This window comes from Kosakonia oryzendophytica (assembly GCF_900094925.1).
GTDB lineage: Bacteria > Pseudomonadota > Gammaproteobacteria > Enterobacterales > Enterobacteriaceae > Kosakonia > Kosakonia oryzendophytica.
Genome location: NZ_FMAY01000002.1, coordinates 399,539 through 415,499 on the forward strand (window position 1 = coordinate 399,539; position 15,961 = coordinate 415,499).

The window sequence follows — 15,961 nt, forward strand, 5'->3', positions numbered from 1 at the left end:
CTCAGGCGGGCTGTAATTCTTCACTTACGAGGATGTTGTTGCGCCCCATATGTTTGGCTTCATACAGCGCTTTATCGGCACGGGAAAGAGACGCTTCGATATCATTACCCAGCAATGGCGCAATCCCGATACTGACGGTGACGTTTGTGGCGACGCTTTCATTAAACATATGCGGAATTTTCAGGTCATACACCTGCTGGCGAATACGTTCAGCGGTACGGCGTGCATCTTCCTGTTCTGCGTTATTAAGCAGGATCATAAATTCTTCGCCACCGAAGCGGGCAACAATATCGCGTGAGCGTACGGCATTGCGCAAGGCGGCAGAGACACGGATGAGCGCCTGATCCCCCATCATGTGGCCGTAATGATCGTTATAAGCTTTAAAGTGATCGATATCGAGAAGCAGCACATAGCGAGGGCTATCATCTACCGCCAGCATATTGTCGAGTTTATGCTGCAAACCACGACGGTTGTACAAACCGGTCAGCGGATCCAACATGCTCAAATCATTGAGCGTTTTGCGCTCCTGCATCAGCCGATTCATTAATGCCTGGGCAAAATGATCATTACGCTTTTGAATTGCATGCTGAATAGAGATGCCCAAAACCGGCAGTGCAAAAGAGTAGATCATTCTGAATTCGTTCTCTCCACTGCTTAGCCACAAACAGCTGACGAATACCGGTAACGAGTGAAATAAAAAGGCGAGGATATTATTTGAAAATGCAATGGTGCCTATAAACAGGATGCTCAACAAGGCGATCAGTAGAAAGGCATCAGCATTATCATTTATTAATCTGACTTTAGTGATTACATGCCACGCCCATAGACAGCCAAATATCAACGCAATAAGGGTGATATTAATTTTTCGGCTGGGAAAATAGTGGTGTAGCACTGGCAACACCAGGCTCGCCGCGAAAATGATGCATACGGGGATCGTCAGAATACGCAGGTGAGAGAGCGGCAGAGCGATGGAAAACAGCGCTGAGATCGCATTGAGTAACAGAAATAGACGCAGGGACAATCGATATTTCTTGTTACAGAGAGATTGCCAGGTTTGTAATGTCATACCTAAAAATCGTTGTTTATCCGTAATCTAACGGCGTGCTGATAGTCAAAAAAAGAAAATGTAACGCGATGAAACAGTTATCGCGAAAAATTAGTGATTTGGATTTTCATTTAAGTGGCGCTTAATTTATCACCTTACTGAATGCCTGTCATTAGAAGATGAGTGATCTTCATACTGACGCTTCGTATCGGGCTGACAAATGAGAAAACATATCATATGATATTGGTTATCATTATCGATATGAGAGATGAAAGCATGTTGCAGCGCGCGCTGGGGAGTGGATGGGGGATTGTCTTACCAGGCATTGTTGTGGCCATTCTGGCGCTTGCCGATCTGTCAGTTAACGCCTGGCGGGGAGTCATTGTGCTTGGTCTGTTGCTCACGCCAGCAATGCTGTACCACAAACGTTTACGGCATTTTGTGCTGCTACCTTCAGGCGTTGCGCTGGTCGGTGGAATGATGCTGCTGCTGATGAATTTGAAAATGATGTTGTAACAGGAGAGTCATACAGGGAGGGTATAAGATATCTGGTGCGAGGGGGGGGACTTGAACCCCCACGTCCGTAAGGACACTAACACCTGAAGCTAGCGCGTCTACCAATTCCGCCACCTTCGCACAGTCATCTTACTTTAAGAGAATTTTATGGTGCGAGGGGGGGGACTTGAACCCCCACGTCCGTAAGAACACTAACACCTGAAGCTAGCGCGTCTACCAATTCCGCCACCTTCGCACAGTGCGAGCAATATCAGTGTGGTTTATGGTGCGAGGGGGGGGACTTGAACCCCCACGTCCGTAAGGACACTAACACCTGAAGCTAGCGCGTCTACCAATTCCGCCACCTTCGCATACCATCGATACTCTTGAAGTATCGCTACCACGGAGGCGCATTCTAGATGTTTTCAACTTTTCGTCAACAGTTAATTAAGCCAACGGAAGCTGATTGCTGTAAAAATGGGCGCTGAGACGCAGAGGAAGTGTAACCCGGTGAGTCGCACCCACCGGGAACAGCGATTATTTTATCGCCTGGCGTGTCATCACCGTACGGTAGACTTTAAAACGGCCGGTTTGTGCAATGACTTCATGGAAACCAAACGTCTGATCCAGAACATCCGGGTACGGCAGGAAGGCGTTAGCGACAATACGCAACTCACCGCCACTGTTCAGGTGGCGAACGGCACCGCGAATCAGCGTCTGTGCAGCTTCCTGACTGGTCTGCAAACCATCGTGGAACGGCGGGTTGGAGATGATCATATCGAAACGGCCAGTCACTTCTGAGAAGACGTTGCTGGCAAACACATCCCCTTCGAAACCGTTCGCCGCCAGCGTTGCGCGGCTGGCCTCTACCGCCGGAGCAGAGACGTCGCACAGCGTCAGACGCACTTTCGGCGAGTGGCTCGCCAGTACCGCCGCCAGGACACCTGCGCCGCAACCTACATCCAGCACTTTGCCCTTAGTATGTGGGGTAAAGGTCGACAACAGCAGCTGGCTGCCGACATCCAGCCCGTCGCGGCTGAACACGCCCGGTAGCGTTTTAATGGTCAAATCATCCAGTGCATATTCACCCCAGAATTCGTCCGGGTTGAAAGCTGGCGTTTTTTCCAGGCGGCCATGATACAAACCGCAGCGGCGGGCACTGTCGACTTTGTTCAGTGGGCAATACTCTGCCAGCATCTGCTCAGCGCTGCGTACGCCGCTACGGTTCTCGCCGACCACGAATATGTCGGCACCCACAGGCAGCAAGGAAAGCAGATTCATCAACTGAAACTGTGCTTCCGGTTTGTTCTTCGGCCAGTAATAAACCAGCGTATCGCAATCGCCAACCGTTGCGCTGTCGGCAACCAGACTATAGCGAGCGTGCTCGCCCATTTGCTGGCTTAGCGTTTGCCACTGGTGAAACTGTTGAGTCCAGGCGCGGCTTTCCGCGGTGTCCAGACGAGCGGGCAGGTCATCCTGCAAATCACCGGCAAAAAGAATGCGGCTGGGTTCGAAATCATCACTGTGGCGCAGCAAGACTTCACTTGCCGGGGTAAAAGCGGACATGGGGGGTTCCTCGTTAAATTCTGGCGGCGATTATACACGTTATCCTTCACGCTGCCTCTTTGTTGGCGTCGTCTTTGGCCCCCTGTCACTTACTGGTATAAGCTCCGGGGGGTCCTCATCCTTGCCGCCTCGACGCATCGCGAATGATTGTGTGTACAGGGTGAGTATCCTTCACGCTATCTCTTTGTTGGTTGTGTCTTAATGGCGAACAGGCGCTGAGTTTGTTATATTTGCGCGCCTGACATACAGGAGTGTTTTGCTATGACTTCCCGACGCGACTGGCAATTACAGCAACTGGGCATTACCCAGTGGACTTTGCGCCATCCCGCGGTGTTGCAGGGTGAGATCGCCATCTCGTTGCCTGCGCATATCCGGTTGGTGATGGTTGCGTCCACGCTGCCGGCACTGACTGAGCCGCTGGTGAGTGATGTCTTGCGCGCGTTGACCATCACTGCGGATCAGGTCTTGCAATTGACGCCGGATCGCGTCGCGATGTTACCCCCCGGCAGTCAGTGTAATAGTTGGTTGCTGGGCGTTGATGGGCCGCTGGTGCTGGGCGGAGCACAAGTCTCAACGGCTCCGTACGATGAATTACGCGGCAACCCTGCGGCATGCGCCGCGTTATGGCAACAAATCTGCGAACATGAACACGATTTCTTCCCTCAGCACGACTGATTTAGCCCGCGCTTACGCGATTGAAACCCGGGCGCATGCTTTCCCCTGGAGCGAAAAAACACTCGCCAGCAATCAAGGTGAACGCTATCTCAACTATCGACTGATGGTGGGTGATGACATGGCGGCATTCGCCATCACCCAGGTCGTGCTGGATGAGGCCACGCTGTTCAATATTGCCGTCGATCCGGCCTGGCAACGTAAAGGATTTGGCCGACAACTGTTGGAGCATCTCATCCGCGAACTGGAATCCCGCGGCGTACTGACGCTGTGGCTGGAAGTGCGGGCCTCCAACACCGGCGCGATCGCGCTGTACGAAAGTTTAGGATTTAACGAGGCGACGATTCGTCGTAATTATTACCCCACGGCCAACGGGCGCGAGGATGCGATAATTATGGCGCTGCCTCTCTGATAATAAAGGTGATGTAATGAAATGGGACTGGATACTCTTTGATGCTGACGAAACGCTGTTTACGTTTGACGCGTTCGGTGGCTTACAACGGATGTTTCTTGACTATAGCGTGACATTTACCGATCAGGACTTTGCCGAATACCAGGCGGTCAATAAACCGCTATGGGTGGATTACCAGAACGGTGCGATTAGCGCTCTGCAACTGCAGCATCAGCGTTTTCAGGGCTGGTCTGAGCGTCTGAATGTGCCTGCAGGTTCGCTTAATGATGCGTTTCTCAACGCAATGGCCGAAATTTGCGCGCCATTGCCGGGGGCGGTATCGCTGCTTGATAGTCTGCGAGGCAAAGCGAAGCTTGGCATCATCACCAACGGATTTACCGCCTTGCAGCAAATTCGCCTGGAACGAACCGGCCTTCGCGACTATTTTGATTTATTAGTGATTTCCGAACAGGTGGGTGTCGCCAAACCCGATCCTAAAATCTTTGATTACGCACTGCAGCAGGCCGGTAACCCGGATCGTGCGCGGGTATTGATGGTGGGCGACACGGCGGAATCAGACATTCTGGGGGGGAATAACGCCGGGCTGTCGACCTGCTGGTTGAATGCGCACGATCGCGCTTTACCGGAAGGTATTAACCCAACCTGGACCGTGACCTCTCTAACCGAACTGGAGCATCTCCTGTGTAAACATTGATTGTCTGCACTCAGCCGTTGAGTACAATAGCCGCATTTTTCGTATTTCATCGCGTGGCCTGAGGCCGCGCAATTACACAGAAGATTTTCATTATGACGTTGTCTCCTTATTTTCAAGAGGTGGCGAAGCGCCGTACGTTCGCTATCATCTCGCACCCCGATGCCGGTAAAACCACCATCACTGAAAAGGTGTTGCTGTTCGGACAGGCGATCCAGACTGCCGGTACGGTAAAAGGCCGTGGTTCCAGCCAGCATGCAAAATCCGACTGGATGGAGATGGAAAAGCAACGTGGTATTTCCATTACCACCTCCGTAATGCAGTTCCCGTATAAAACCAGTCTCGTTAACCTGCTGGATACCCCCGGGCACGAAGACTTCTCCGAGGATACCTACCGTACGCTGACGGCAGTGGACTGCTGTCTGATGGTGATTGATGCCGCAAAAGGCGTTGAAGACAGGACGCGTAAGCTGATGGAAGTCACCCGTCTGCGCGACACGCCGATCCTGACGTTTATGAACAAACTTGACCGTGACATCCGCGATCCGATGGAGCTGCTGGATGAAGTGGAAAATGAACTGAAGATTGCATGTGCGCCGATCACGTGGCCCATTGGCTGCGGCAAACTGTTCAAGGGCGTTTACCATCTTTATAAAGACGAAACCTACCTCTATCAGACCGGTAAAGGGCACACCATCCAGGAAGTCCGCATTGTTAAAGGGCTGAATAACCCCGACCTCGATAGCGCGGTGGGTGAAGACCTGGCGCAACAGCTGCGTGATGAGCTGGAACTGGTGCAAGGTGCTTCCAACGAGTTCGATAAAGAACTGTTCCTGAGCGGCGAAATGACCCCGGTATTTTTTGGTACCGCGCTGGGTAACTTTGGCGTGGATCACATGCTTGATGGTCTGGTGGAGTGGGCACCAGCGCCGATGCCGCGTAAAACCGACACCCGTGAAGTCACTGCCAATGATGAAAAATTCACCGGTTTTGTGTTTAAAATCCAGGCCAATATGGATCCGAAACACCGCGACCGCGTGGCGTTTATGCGTGTGGTGTCCGGGCGTTATGAAAAGGGCATGAAACTGCGTCAGGTGCGTACCGGTAAAGATGTGGTGATCTCAGATGCGCTGACTTTTATGGCGGGCGATCGCTCTCATGTGGAAGAAGCCTATCCGGGCGACATTATCGGCCTGCATAACCACGGTACCATTCAGATTGGCGATACCTTCACCCAGGGTGAGATGATGAAATTCACCGGCATTCCGAACTTTGCCCCGGAACTGTTCCGCCGTATCCGTCTGCGCGATCCGCTGAAGCAGAAACAATTGCTAAAAGGTCTTGTCCAGCTTTCTGAAGAAGGTGCGGTACAGGTCTTCCGTCCGATTGCGAATAACGACCTGATTGTTGGGGCAGTCGGTGTGCTGCAGTTCGATGTGGTGGTGTCACGCCTGAAGAGCGAGTACAACGTGGAAGCGGTGTACGAATCGGTCAACGTCGCCACCGCGCGTTGGGTTGAAGGCACTGACGTGAAGAAATTTGAGGAGTTCAAACGTAAAAACGAAATTCAGCTGGCCCTTGATGGCGGCGATAACCTGACGTATATCGCACCAACTATGGTCAACCTGAACCTCACTCAGGAACGTTATCCTGACGTCACCTTCCATAAAACCCGCGAGCACTAATCCTTGCGCGGAGCACGGTGTACGCCGTGCTCCATCACTTTTCCTGTCTTATTAGCCCGTTGCGGAAAGTTCTTAAAACCTGCCGTTTTTTCCTCTATTGCTCATTTTTTAACCGTTTGTCCGGGTTTTTTGGCAAGCGTGATCTATATTTAACAAAGTGATGACATGTTGGGTGGATAAAAGTCCTGTTCATTGCGTGTTTAATGGTCTTTTATTCACACTTCCCATTGCGAATTGATATTAATAACTGCATCAGGGCGATGTGTGACGGTGTTGTGACCGAAGCCATTGATTTCTGAACTGGGTGAGATTCACCACAGCAGTAGAGCAGCCACTGTTGCTGCTTGTAGCCCAAATTGTGGGCAAACCAATAGGAATGACATCGATGATTATGACAAGACTGAAGATTTCAAAAACTCTGCTGGCTGTGATGCTGGGCTCGGCTTTGGCAAGTGGTTCAGTCCTCGCGGCAGATACCACCACTGACAAAGCGCAAAACACAGCGTCCAGTGCAGGCGAAAAAATCGATAGCTCTATGAATAAAGTCGGTGGTTTCATGGATGACAGCTCCATCACCGCAAAAGTAAAAGCGGCGCTGGTGGATCATGAGAGCATTAAGAGCACCGATATTTCCGTCAAAACCGAGAAAAAGGTGGTTACGCTGAGCGGCTTTGTTGAGAGCCAGGCGCAGGCTGAACAGGCTGTTGCCGTGGCCAAAGGCGTGGAAGGAGTAGCGTCCGTCAGCGATAAGCTGCACGTTCGTGACGGTAAAAATCAATCAGTAAAAGGTTACGCGGGTGATACCGCAACAACCAGTGAAATCAAAGCCAAACTGCTGGCAGACGACGTTGTACCTTCCCGTAAGGTGAAAGTCGAAACCACTGATGGTGTGGTGCAGTTATCCGGTACGGTAGATTCACAAGCCCAAAGTGAACGCGCGGAAAGTATCGCCAAAGCAATAGATGGCGTTAAAAGCGTGAAAAACGATCTCAAAGTTAAGTAACGGTTCCTCAAAATGTCACAGCCCGGCGCTTGCCGGGTATGACCAACACGTACCCGGAAAACCGCGAGTGAGCATCCTGAGCGCTCACTTTATAGCGGTCGACATTAACTATGGTTAAGGAGAGTCTTATGTTTCGTTGGGGCATTATATTTCTGGTTATCGCGTTAATTGCCGCCGCCCTGGGTTTTGGTGGTCTTGCAGGTACGGCCGCAGGCGCAGCAAAAATTGTCTTCATCGTCGGTATTATCTTGTTCCTGGTTAGCCTGTTCATGGGCCGCCGGCGTCCATAGCGTATTACGCGCTTAAATTTCGGTTACATTAAAGCCAGTCCCTGTGACTGGCTTTGCTGTATCAGCAGGGGAATAATTGCGTTACTTTGTGCGATAACGCATCAGAAAGGAAAGCAGAGTGGGGCAGTATATTCCCGTAACGCTCGGCAACATTGCGCCGCTGGCGTTAAAACCATTTCGTCCCGGTCGTCTCGCACTGGTATGCGAAGGCGGCGGTCAGCGTGGCATTTTCACCGCCGGGGTGCTGGATGAGTTTATGCGCGCGGAATTTAACCCTTTCGATCTCTACTTTGGCACGTCTGCCGGTGCGCAGAATCTTTCAGCCTATGTTTGTAACCAGCCAGGCTATGCGCGCAAAGTCATTATGCGCTACACCACCAAACGGGACTTTTTTGATCCGGTGCGGTTTGTCCGTGGCGGTAATCTTATCGATCTCGACTGGCTGGTCGAGTCCACATCAAGCCGGATGCCTCTGGCGATGGATCACGCTGCCCGCGCCTTTGACACAGGTAAGGCCTTTTATATGTGTGCCTGTCGCCAGGATGACTATACGGCAGAATATTTCTCCCCGACGCATCAAACATGGCTGGATTTGATTCGCGCCTCCAGCGCTATCCCCGGCTTTTACCGTCCGGGTGTCATGCTGGACGGGGTAAACTATCTGGACGGCGGCGTCAGCGATGCCATCCCGGTGCAGGAAGCGGCGAAACGCGGAGCAAAAACGATCGTGGTGATCCGCACGGTGCCCTCGCAGATGTACTATACGCCGCAGTGGTTTAAGCGGATGGAACGCTGGTTGGGAGAAAGCAGTCTTCAGTCGCTGGTCAATCTGGTGCAGCATCATGAGAAAAGCTATTTAGCGATTCAGAAATTTATCGAAACCCCGCCGGGTAAGCTGCGTATTTTCGAAATCTATCCTCCAAAACTGTTGCATAGCATGGCATTAGGCAGCCGTTTACCTGCGCTGCGCGACGACTATAAACTTGGCCGGTTGTGCGGGCGCTATTTCCTCGCTACGGTGGGTAAACTGCTGGCGGAGACGCCGCCGATCATGCGCCACCCGCCCGTGCCTGCGACCCGTGTGGTGCCGCCAGCACCGGTGGCTAACGATGCTATTGATACGCCGCTGGTTATTGCACCGCAAGCCAATGATTTTCCCATTAATAAAGAGGATACGGCGTGAGTTTTCGCTTTATCGATACGCACTGCCATTTTGATTTTCCGCCCTTTACCGGAGATGAAGCCGCCAGCATTGCCCGCGCAGCCGAGGTGGGCGTTGAGCGTATTATTGTTCCGGCCATCCGTGCAGACTACTTTGCCCGCGTTTGTGATTTGGCTTCTCAGCACACCGCGCTCTACGCCGCGCTGGGGCTGCACCCGATTGTAATTGAAGCACATACGTCGGAAAGCCTTGAAAAACTGGCGCATTACCTTGCCGCAAAGCCGGAAAAGGTGGTGGCGATAGGGGAGATTGGCCTCGATCTGTACCGTGATGATCCGCAGTTTAGTCGCCAGCAGCAGTTTCTGGATGCGCAACTACAACTGGCGAAACGCTTCGATTTACCGGTGATCCTCCACTCCCGTCGTACCCATGACAAACTGGCGATGCATCTGAAAAAACAGGATCTGCCGCGCCGGGGCGTGGTGCATGGCTTTGCCGGAAGTTTACAGCAGGCGCAGCGCTTTATTGAATTGGGCTACTGCATCGGCGTGGGTGGCACCATAACCTATCCGCGCGCCAGTAAAACCCGCGACGTTATGGCGCGTTTACCGTTGTCTGCGCTGTTGCTGGAAACCGATGCCCCGGATATGCCGCTCAATGGTTTTCAGGGGCAACCTAATCGTCCGGAACAGGCGGCGCGGGTCTTTGACACACTCTGTGAACTGCGCCCGGAAGCACCCGATGTCATCGCACACGCGTTGCTGGAGAATACGCGCCAGCTCTTTTCATTAGAGGTATAGCGCCGGGAGCAGCACCGTTGTGACGCCACGTGCCAGCAGCGCGTCGGCAAGGGGTTCAATATCGTCGGCAGTTGCGCTGCGCCATGTTGCTGCCGTGCCGTAAACGCCGTGGCGATGAAACGCATTCAGACGTACGGGCACATTCCCTAACTGGTGGATAAACGCGGTAAGCGCATCAATGTGCGTCAGATAATCGCAGTGCTCCGGGATCAGTAGCAGGCGCAGCTCCACAAGCTTATTTTCGGCTGCCAGCAGGCGCAGACTGGTTTTTACCTGCGTATTCTCTCGCCCGGTAAGAAAACGGTGATGCTCGTTGCTCCAGGCTTTCAGATCGATCATTGCGCCATCACACACCGGTAACAGCTTACGCCAGCCGGTTTCACTGAGCAGACCATTGCTGTCCACCAGATTTTTCAGATGGTGTAATGACGGATCCGCACGCATTGCGGTAAACAGCGCATGCAGAAACGGTAGCTGCAACGTGGCTTCGCCGCCGCTTACCGTGAGGCCTTCAATAAACAGTGCGGCGTTACGGATGTGAGCCAGTACGGCGTCCACACTCATTAGCTGCGCCATGGGCGTGGCCTGTTGTGGGCACCCATGCAGACAGGTGTCGCACTGCTGGCAAATATGCGCATGCCACTGAACCTGGCCGCCCGCCAGCGTTAATGCCTGATGTGGGCAAGTGAGCACGCATTCACCACAGTGATTACAACGCCCGATTGTCCACGGATTATGGCAGTTCTTACAGCGCATATTGCAGCCCTGTAAGAACAACGCCAGGCGGCTTCCCGGACCGTCGACGCAGGAAAAGGGGATGATCTTACTGACGAAAGCGCATCTGCTGTTCATAGCTTATTACGCGGGGTTGTCGTTCAAGGATGTGTGTGTTGCGTGCAGCTTCTTCACCCAACCAGGTGGTATTCGTTCGTGAACCCTCGGCGCGGTATTTTTCCAGATCCGAGAGGCGGACCATATAACCGGTGACCCGCACCAGGTCGTTGCCCTGCACATTAGCGGTGAACTCGCGCATCCCCGCTTTGAATGCGCCAAGGCACAATTGCACCAGCGCTTGTGGGTTACGCTTGATGGTCTCATCGAGCGTCAAAATGTCGCTGATACCTGCCTTGTACCATGCGTGGTGCGGCGCGACGGTCAGTAAATGTGTGATCGGATCTGGCTCCTCGCCATACGGCAGACGCGCCCCCGGCGTAGTACCCACATCGGAGCTGATGCCGGACTGCGCATGTAACATCGCGCGTTGTCGCCAGCCATGTTTCACCGGCGTGTTTTCTACAAAATCCGCCAGTTGTTTGCTTATGCGGTAGCCAAGGGCGTTGGCTTGTTCATCTTTGCCGTAGCGTGCGCCCGGCAGGCTTTTCTCACACAGAACGTTTACCGCTTCTGCTAACCCATACATACCAAACATGGGCACAAAACGATTGGCGTCGATCAGACCCTCCCGCGCCAGGAAGCTATGCTCAAAGAAACCAGATTGCTGGTAGAGAAAGTCACAGCGGGCATCAATGATGGCGATTTGTTGACGGCAGTAGTGGGGAAGCTGGCGGCTGAAAAAATCCTCCAGCGAGTCACTGCGTTGAGCGATGACTTTCAGATTGAGCCGCACCAGTGTGCTACCGCCGCCGCCCAGAGGCAGGGAATTGTAACAACTGACGATGCCATAACCGCCTTTTGTGAAAATATTATCATTCACCGGACCATTCGCAATATGCGGTTTGCTGCAAGTACAGATATTTTTCGCAACAGTCAGCAGCAGGTCATCAGGGGTGATTTGCGGATCATAAATAAAGGTGAGGTTGGGTGAAACCTGCTGTAGATCGGCATCCGCGCGCAAAATGGCGCGGGTAATGGGCGTGTCATATGGTCCAATATTGGCGTGCATAAACGCATCCGGCAGAGTTCTGTCGAGATAGCGCCAGAAACGTTTTATTCGGATATCGACTTCTTCTTGTGTTAGAATTCTAACATATGGTTGCAGCAGGGCATCCAGTTGCCCGAGGTAAACCGGCATGGAGGTTACCGACGGAACATGGTGATAAAGGATGGTCAACAGCGAGAGAGCGTCATCCAGATCCTGAGCGCCTTCCAGTTCCAGCCAGGCGGAACCGTTGGCAAGGAATTTGGCGTAATCAGGCAGAACGTAGCGTGGTTTGTACGGGGCATGTCCCTCAAACATATCGCAGATAGCGCCCTCATCAAGCGCCGCACGGGCGGCTTCTGGCAGAGCAGGATAGGGCAAGCTGTTCTCCGCCTCCAGGGCGAGAAAATGGCGTTTTTGTTCCACCGTGAGCGTTGGGCTGGTGACAATCTGTTGGCAACGCGACAGTGATAAAGGATCAACAGTCTCGGACATTATCGTTCCTCTCCTTCCTTAAGTGGTGCAGAGAGTCTAAGAAAATCGCTGTCTGTCGCTTTTGATCCCTGCCTACAGAAACGCAACCATGGTTGTTTTGAGCTTAATAATTTGATGAATGTCTCATTATGGTTTTGCAAAACTGCATTCAGTTTTCATTAACTGTGATGGGTGTCGAAGTGTAATGGTGGGTTAATGTTAGAATATTAACAGACCCGAACAAGAAATCGGCATTACGCCGTCGGAGAGAATATGACTGATTTAACTGCAAGCAGCCTGCGTGCGTTGAAACTGATGGACCTGACAACCCTGAACGACGATGACACCAATGAAAAAGTCATCGCGCTGTGCCATCAAGCGAAAACAGCGGTAGGCAACACGGCCGCGGTTTGTATTTACCCGCGTTTTATCCCGATTGCGCGTAAGACTCTGAACGCGCAAGGTACGCCGGATGTGCGCATCGCGACGGTCACGAACTTTCCACACGGTAATGATGATCTTGATATCGCGCTGGCTGAAACCCGTGCAGCCATTGCTTATGGCGCTGATGAAGTTGATGTGGTGTTTCCGTACCGCGCGCTGATTGCCGGAAACGAACAGATTGGTTTTGATCTGGTTAAGGCCTGTAAAGAGGCATGCGCAGCGGCGAACGTGTTGCTGAAAGTGATCATCGAAACCGGTGAATTGAAAGAGGAAGCGCTGATCCGTAAAGCCTCTGAAATTTCTATCAAAGCTGGTGCAGATTTCATCAAAACCTCTACCGGCAAAGTGCCGGTGAATGCCACCCCGGAAAGTGCGCGTATTATGCTGGAAGTGATCCGCGATATGGGCGTTGAGAAAACCGTCGGTTTTAAACCCGCAGGCGGCGTACGTACGGCAGAAGATGCGCAACAGTATCTGGCGATTGCCGACGAGCTGTTTGGCGCGGATTGGGCTGATGCCCGCCACTACCGTTTTGGCGCGTCCAGCCTGCTGGCAAGCTTGCTGAAAGCGCTGGGCCACGGCGACGGTAAAAGCGCCAGTAGCTACTGATGATTGCCTGATGGCGCTTCGCTTATCAGGCTGACCAAACCTGTATTTCGCCGGGCCGGTTCCGTGGCCCGGTCCTCTCATTCCTCAGGGGGTACCATGTTTCTCGCTCAAGAAATTATTCGAAAAAAACGCGATGGTCTCGCGCTGAGTGATGAAGAAATCCGTTTCTTTATCAACGGAATTCGCGATAACACCGTTTCCGAAGGGCAGATTGCCGCCCTCGCCATGACCATTTTCTTCCACGATATGACCATGCCGGAACGCGTGTCGCTGACCATGGCGATGCGGGATTCGGGCACCGTTCTGGATTGGAAACAGCTTGATCTCAACGGTCCGGTGGTCGACAAGCACTCCACCGGCGGTGTTGGCGACGTGACATCGTTGATGCTCGGCCCCATGGTGGCGGCCTGCGGTGGCTATATTCCGATGATCTCCGGGCGCGGCCTGGGCCATACTGGTGGCACGCTCGACAAACTGGAAGCCATTCCGGGGTTTGACATCTTCCCGGACGACCAGCGCTTCCGGGACATCATCAAAGAGGTTGGTGTAGCGATCATCGGGCAGACCAACTCCCTTGCGCCGGCGGATAAACGTTTTTATGCCACCCGCGACATTACCGCGACGGTGGACTCTATTCCGTTGATCACGGCATCGATTCTGGCCAAAAAACTGGCAGAAAGCCTGGATGCGCTGGTCATGGATGTGAAAGTTGGCAGCGGCGCATTTATGCCGACATATGCCCTTTCCGAACAACTGGCGGAGGCGATCGTGGGCGTAGCCAATGGCGCTGGCGTGCGAACGACTGCGCTGCTGACCGATATGAATCAGGTGCTGGCGTCCAGTGCGGGTAACGCAGTGGAAGTGCGCGAAGCCGTGCAGTTCCTGACCGGTGAATATCGCAATCCACGACTGTTTGATGTGACGATGGCGCTGTGCGTGGAGATGCTGATCTCCGGCAAACTGGCGAAAGACGATGCCGAGGCGCGGGCGAAGTTGCAGACGGTGCTGGATAACGGCAAAGCTGCGGAGGTATTTGGCCGCATGGTTGCCGCACAGAAAGGCCCGGTCGATTTCGTGGAAAATTACGCCAAATACCTGCCGACCGCGACGCTGAGCAAAGCGGTTTATGCCGAAGATGAAGGGTTTATCAGCGCCATGGATACCCGCGCGCTGGGCATGGCGGTGGTGTCGATGGGCGGCGGTCGTCGCCAGGCTACAGACAGCATCGATTACAGCGTTGGCTTTACAGAGATGGCCCGTTTGGGCGAGTGCGTGGATGGCCAGCGACCGCTGGCAGTGATTCATGCAAAAGACGAAGCAAGCTGGCAGGATGCGGCACAAGCCGTTAAAGCCGCGATTGTGATTGGCGACAGTGCGCCAAAAGAGACACCGACGGTCTATCGCCGCATCACCGAATAGCGATATACTGATCTGATCGCTTTTTTACAAAGCACAAGGTACGGAGAACATATGAAACGTGCATTTATTATGGTGCTGGACTCATTCGGCATCGGCGCGACTGAAGACGCGGATCGCTTTGGCGACGTGGGTTCCGATACCCTCGGTCATATTGCTGAAGTCTGTGCTAAAGGGGAAGCCGACACCGGACGTAAAGGTCCGCTGAACTTACCCAACCTTACCCGCCTGGGCCTGGCAAAGGCACATGAAGGGGCAACGGGTTTTATCCCTGCTGGGATGGACGCCAATGCGGAAATCGTCGGGGCTTATGCCTGGGCGCACGAACTCTCTTCCGGTAAAGATACGCCGTCTGGTCACTGGGAAATCGCCGGTGTACCGGTGCTGTTTGACTGGGGTTACTTTAGCGACACCGAAAACAGCTTCCCGCAGGAACTGCTGGATAAACTGGTGGCGCGCGCTAACCTGCCAGGTTATCTCGGCAACTGCCACTCTTCCGGTACGGTGATCCTCGATCAACTGGGTGAAGAGCACATGAAAACCGGCAAACCGATTTTCTACACCTCGGCGGACTCGGTGTTCCAGATTGCTTGCCATGAAGAGACCTTTGGTCTCGATAAACTGTATGAACTGTGTGAAATTGCCCGTGAAGAGCTGACCGAAGGCGGCTATAACATTGGTCGTGTGATTGCGCGTCCGTTTATTGGTGATAAAGCGGGTAACTTCCAGCGCACTGGTAACCGTCATGATCTCGCGGTGGAACCACCGTCAGCCACCGTGCTGCAAAAACTGGTGGATGAGAAAGCGGGCCATGTGGTTTCCGTTGGCAAAATTGCCGACATCTATGCCAACTGCGGCATTACGAAAAAAGTGAAAGCCACCGGGCTGGATGCCCTGTTTGACGCAACCGTGAAAGAGATGAAAGACGCGGGTGATAAGACCATCGTCTTTACTAACTTCGTTGATTTTGACTCATCATGGGGCCATCGTCGCGATGTCGCCGGTTATGCGGGTGGTCTGGAGCTGTTCGACCGTCGTTTGCCGGAACTGATGGAGCTGGTTGGCGAAGACGATATCCTGATCCTGACGGCGGACCACGGTTGCGATCCGACCTGGAAAGGTACCGATCATACCCGTGAGCACATTCCGGTACTGGTTTACGGTCCGAAAGTGAAACCTGGCTCGCTGGGTCACCGCGAAACGTTTGCGGACATTGGCCAGACGCTGGCGAAATACTTCGGTGTCTCTGATATGGAATATGGCAAGGCCATGTTCTGATGATTTTGGGCGGGATATTCCCGCCCTTGCTGCTTTAACG

At 53.2% G+C, this 15,961-nt stretch carries 16 protein-coding genes and 3 tRNA genes; 12 read left to right on the plus strand and 7 right to left on the minus strand.

The genetic code is table 11. The features are described from left to right. Nucleotide 1: 1 nt before the first annotated feature. A complete protein-coding gene (locus tag GA0061071_RS05060) occupies nt 2-1,066 on the minus strand; it encodes a GGDEF domain-containing protein (RefSeq protein WP_061497906.1) in 1,065 nt (354 codons plus the stop codon). Nucleotides 1,067-1,282: 216 nt separating this feature from the next. On the opposite strand from GA0061071_RS05060, the gene GA0061071_RS05065 reads away from it, so the two are divergent. Further along, nucleotides 1,283-1,561, plus strand: coding sequence for a DUF1435 domain-containing protein (locus GA0061071_RS05065; protein WP_088237350.1), 279 nt, complete (start codon nt 1,283-1,285; stop codon nt 1,559-1,561). Nucleotides 1,562-1,594: 33 nt separating this feature from the next. Here GA0061071_RS05065 and GA0061071_RS05070 read toward each other — a convergent pair. The 4 genes from GA0061071_RS05070 to rsmC all read right to left on the minus strand — a co-directional run bounded on the left by GA0061071_RS05070 (nt 1,595) and on the right by rsmC (nt 3,106). Next, nucleotides 1,595-1,681 (minus strand) — tRNA-Leu (locus GA0061071_RS05070). Nucleotides 1,682-1,709: 28 nt separating this feature from the next. Further along, nucleotides 1,710-1,796 (minus strand) — tRNA-Leu (locus tag GA0061071_RS05075). 28 nt (nt 1,797-1,824) lie between these two features. Next, nucleotides 1,825-1,911, minus strand: a tRNA-Leu gene (locus GA0061071_RS05080). A gap of 166 nt (nt 1,912-2,077) precedes the next feature. After that, nucleotides 2,078-3,106: a 16S rRNA (guanine(1207)-N(2))-methyltransferase RsmC gene (rsmC, locus tag GA0061071_RS05085; protein WP_061497902.1), complete on the minus strand. Its 1,029-nt coding sequence runs from the start codon at nt 3,104-3,106 to the stop codon at nt 2,078-2,080. Between the two features lie 261 nt (nt 3,107-3,367). On the opposite strand from rsmC, the gene GA0061071_RS05090 reads away from it, so the two are divergent. From GA0061071_RS05090 to GA0061071_RS05125, 8 genes are all read left to right on the plus strand, one after another. Continuing rightward, entirely contained in the window at nt 3,368-3,781 is a 414-nt protein-coding gene (locus GA0061071_RS05090) for a DNA polymerase III subunit psi (RefSeq protein WP_061497900.1), read from the plus strand. Next, nucleotides 3,750-4,190, plus strand: a complete 441-nt coding sequence (rimI, locus tag GA0061071_RS05095) for a ribosomal protein S18-alanine N-acetyltransferase (RefSeq protein ID WP_061497898.1) — start codon at nt 3,750-3,752, stop codon at nt 4,188-4,190. The genes GA0061071_RS05090 and rimI overlap by 32 nt, the downstream gene beginning before the upstream one ends. A 16-nt stretch (nt 4,191-4,206) precedes the next feature. Continuing rightward, nucleotides 4,207-4,884 (plus strand): pyrimidine 5'-nucleotidase, encoded by a 678-nt coding sequence (yjjG, locus tag GA0061071_RS05100; protein WP_061497896.1) that lies wholly within the window; start codon nt 4,207-4,209, stop codon nt 4,882-4,884. A gap of 92 nt (nt 4,885-4,976) precedes the next feature. Then, nucleotides 4,977-6,566 carry a peptide chain release factor 3 gene (gene prfC, locus GA0061071_RS05105; RefSeq protein ID WP_061497893.1) on the plus strand — a complete coding sequence of 530 codons (1,590 nt, stop codon included), beginning with the start codon at nt 4,977-4,979 and terminating at the stop codon, nt 6,564-6,566. A gap of 385 nt (nt 6,567-6,951) precedes the next feature. After that, on the plus strand, nt 6,952-7,569 hold the full coding sequence (gene osmY, locus GA0061071_RS05110; protein WP_061497892.1) for a molecular chaperone OsmY: 618 nt from the start codon (nt 6,952-6,954) through the stop codon (nt 7,567-7,569). A gap of 128 nt (nt 7,570-7,697) precedes the next feature. Beyond that, on the plus strand, nt 7,698-7,859 hold the full coding sequence (locus GA0061071_RS05115; RefSeq protein ID WP_007373037.1) for a DUF1328 domain-containing protein: 162 nt from the start codon (nt 7,698-7,700) through the stop codon (nt 7,857-7,859). A 118-nt stretch (nt 7,860-7,977) separates the two neighbouring features. Continuing rightward, nucleotides 7,978-9,042: a patatin-like phospholipase family protein gene (locus GA0061071_RS05120; RefSeq protein WP_061497889.1), complete on the plus strand. Its 1,065-nt coding sequence runs from the start codon at nt 7,978-7,980 to the stop codon at nt 9,040-9,042. After that, complete coding sequence (locus tag GA0061071_RS05125; RefSeq protein WP_088237352.1) at nt 9,039-9,821, plus strand: TatD family hydrolase; 783 nt, start codon at nt 9,039-9,041, stop codon at nt 9,819-9,821. The genes GA0061071_RS05120 and GA0061071_RS05125 overlap by 4 nt, the downstream gene beginning before the upstream one ends. On the opposite strand, the gene GA0061071_RS05130 is transcribed toward GA0061071_RS05125, so the two are convergent. Both GA0061071_RS05130 and GA0061071_RS05135 read right to left on the minus strand, forming a co-directional pair. After that, on the minus strand, nt 9,810-10,673 hold the full coding sequence (locus tag GA0061071_RS05130) for a YjjW family glycine radical enzyme activase (protein ID WP_088237353.1): 864 nt from the start codon (nt 10,671-10,673) through the stop codon (nt 9,810-9,812). The genes GA0061071_RS05125 and GA0061071_RS05130 overlap by 12 nt on opposite strands. Next, nucleotides 10,645-12,195: a YjjI family glycine radical enzyme gene (locus GA0061071_RS05135; protein ID WP_088237354.1), complete on the minus strand. Its 1,551-nt coding sequence runs from the start codon at nt 12,193-12,195 to the stop codon at nt 10,645-10,647. The genes GA0061071_RS05130 and GA0061071_RS05135 overlap by 29 nt, the downstream gene beginning before the upstream one ends. Before the next feature lie 252 nt (nt 12,196-12,447). On the opposite strand from GA0061071_RS05135, the gene deoC reads away from it, so the two are divergent. The 3 genes from deoC (at nt 12,448) to deoB (ending at nt 15,921) form a co-directional block, all read left to right on the plus strand. Then, the gene (gene deoC, locus GA0061071_RS05140) at nt 12,448-13,227 is read left to right on the plus strand and encodes a deoxyribose-phosphate aldolase (protein WP_061497882.1); all 780 of its coding nucleotides are present in this window, start codon (nt 12,448-12,450) and stop codon (nt 13,225-13,227) included. Nucleotides 13,228-13,323: 96 nt separating this feature from the next. Beyond that, on the plus strand, nt 13,324-14,646 hold the full coding sequence (gene deoA, locus GA0061071_RS05145; RefSeq protein WP_088237355.1) for a thymidine phosphorylase: 1,323 nt from the start codon (nt 13,324-13,326) through the stop codon (nt 14,644-14,646). 51 nt (nt 14,647-14,697) lie between these two features. Next, complete coding sequence (deoB, locus tag GA0061071_RS05150) at nt 14,698-15,921, plus strand: phosphopentomutase (RefSeq protein ID WP_088237356.1); 1,224 nt, start codon at nt 14,698-14,700, stop codon at nt 15,919-15,921. The last annotated feature ends 40 nt before the right edge of the window (nt 15,922-15,961 follow it).

Excerpts from the sequence above, each read along its gene's own strand:
- GA0061071_RS05135 (WP_088237354.1), bottom strand. The coding sequence starts at position 12,195 with ATGTCCGAGACTGTTGATCCTTTATCACTGTCGCGTTGCCAACAGATT.
- osmY (WP_061497892.1), top strand. The coding sequence starts at position 6,952 with ATGATTATGACAAGACTGAAGATTTCAAAAACTCTGCTGGCTGTGATG.
- GA0061071_RS05130 (WP_088237353.1), bottom strand. The coding sequence starts at position 10,673 with ATGAACAGCAGATGCGCTTTCGTCAGTAAGATCATCCCCTTTTCCTGC.
- GA0061071_RS05090 (WP_061497900.1), top strand. The coding sequence starts at position 3,368 with ATGACTTCCCGACGCGACTGGCAATTACAGCAACTGGGCATTACCCAG.
- deoB (WP_088237356.1), top strand. The coding sequence starts at position 14,698 with ATGAAACGTGCATTTATTATGGTGCTGGACTCATTCGGCATCGGCGCG.
- rsmC (WP_061497902.1), bottom strand. The coding sequence starts at position 3,106 with ATGTCCGCTTTTACCCCGGCAAGTGAAGTCTTGCTGCGCCACAGTGAT.
- deoA (WP_088237355.1), top strand. The coding sequence starts at position 13,324 with ATGTTTCTCGCTCAAGAAATTATTCGAAAAAAACGCGATGGTCTCGCG.
- rimI (WP_061497898.1), top strand. The coding sequence starts at position 3,750 with ATGAACACGATTTCTTCCCTCAGCACGACTGATTTAGCCCGCGCTTAC.
- GA0061071_RS05060 (WP_061497906.1), bottom strand. The coding sequence starts at position 1,066 with ATGACATTACAAACCTGGCAATCTCTCTGTAACAAGAAATATCGATTG.
- yjjG (WP_061497896.1), top strand. The coding sequence starts at position 4,207 with ATGAAATGGGACTGGATACTCTTTGATGCTGACGAAACGCTGTTTACG.
- GA0061071_RS05065 (WP_088237350.1), top strand. The coding sequence starts at position 1,283 with ATGATATTGGTTATCATTATCGATATGAGAGATGAAAGCATGTTGCAG.
- GA0061071_RS05115 (WP_007373037.1), top strand. The coding sequence starts at position 7,698 with ATGTTTCGTTGGGGCATTATATTTCTGGTTATCGCGTTAATTGCCGCC.
- prfC (WP_061497893.1), top strand. The coding sequence starts at position 4,977 with ATGACGTTGTCTCCTTATTTTCAAGAGGTGGCGAAGCGCCGTACGTTC.
- deoC (WP_061497882.1), top strand. The coding sequence starts at position 12,448 with ATGACTGATTTAACTGCAAGCAGCCTGCGTGCGTTGAAACTGATGGAC.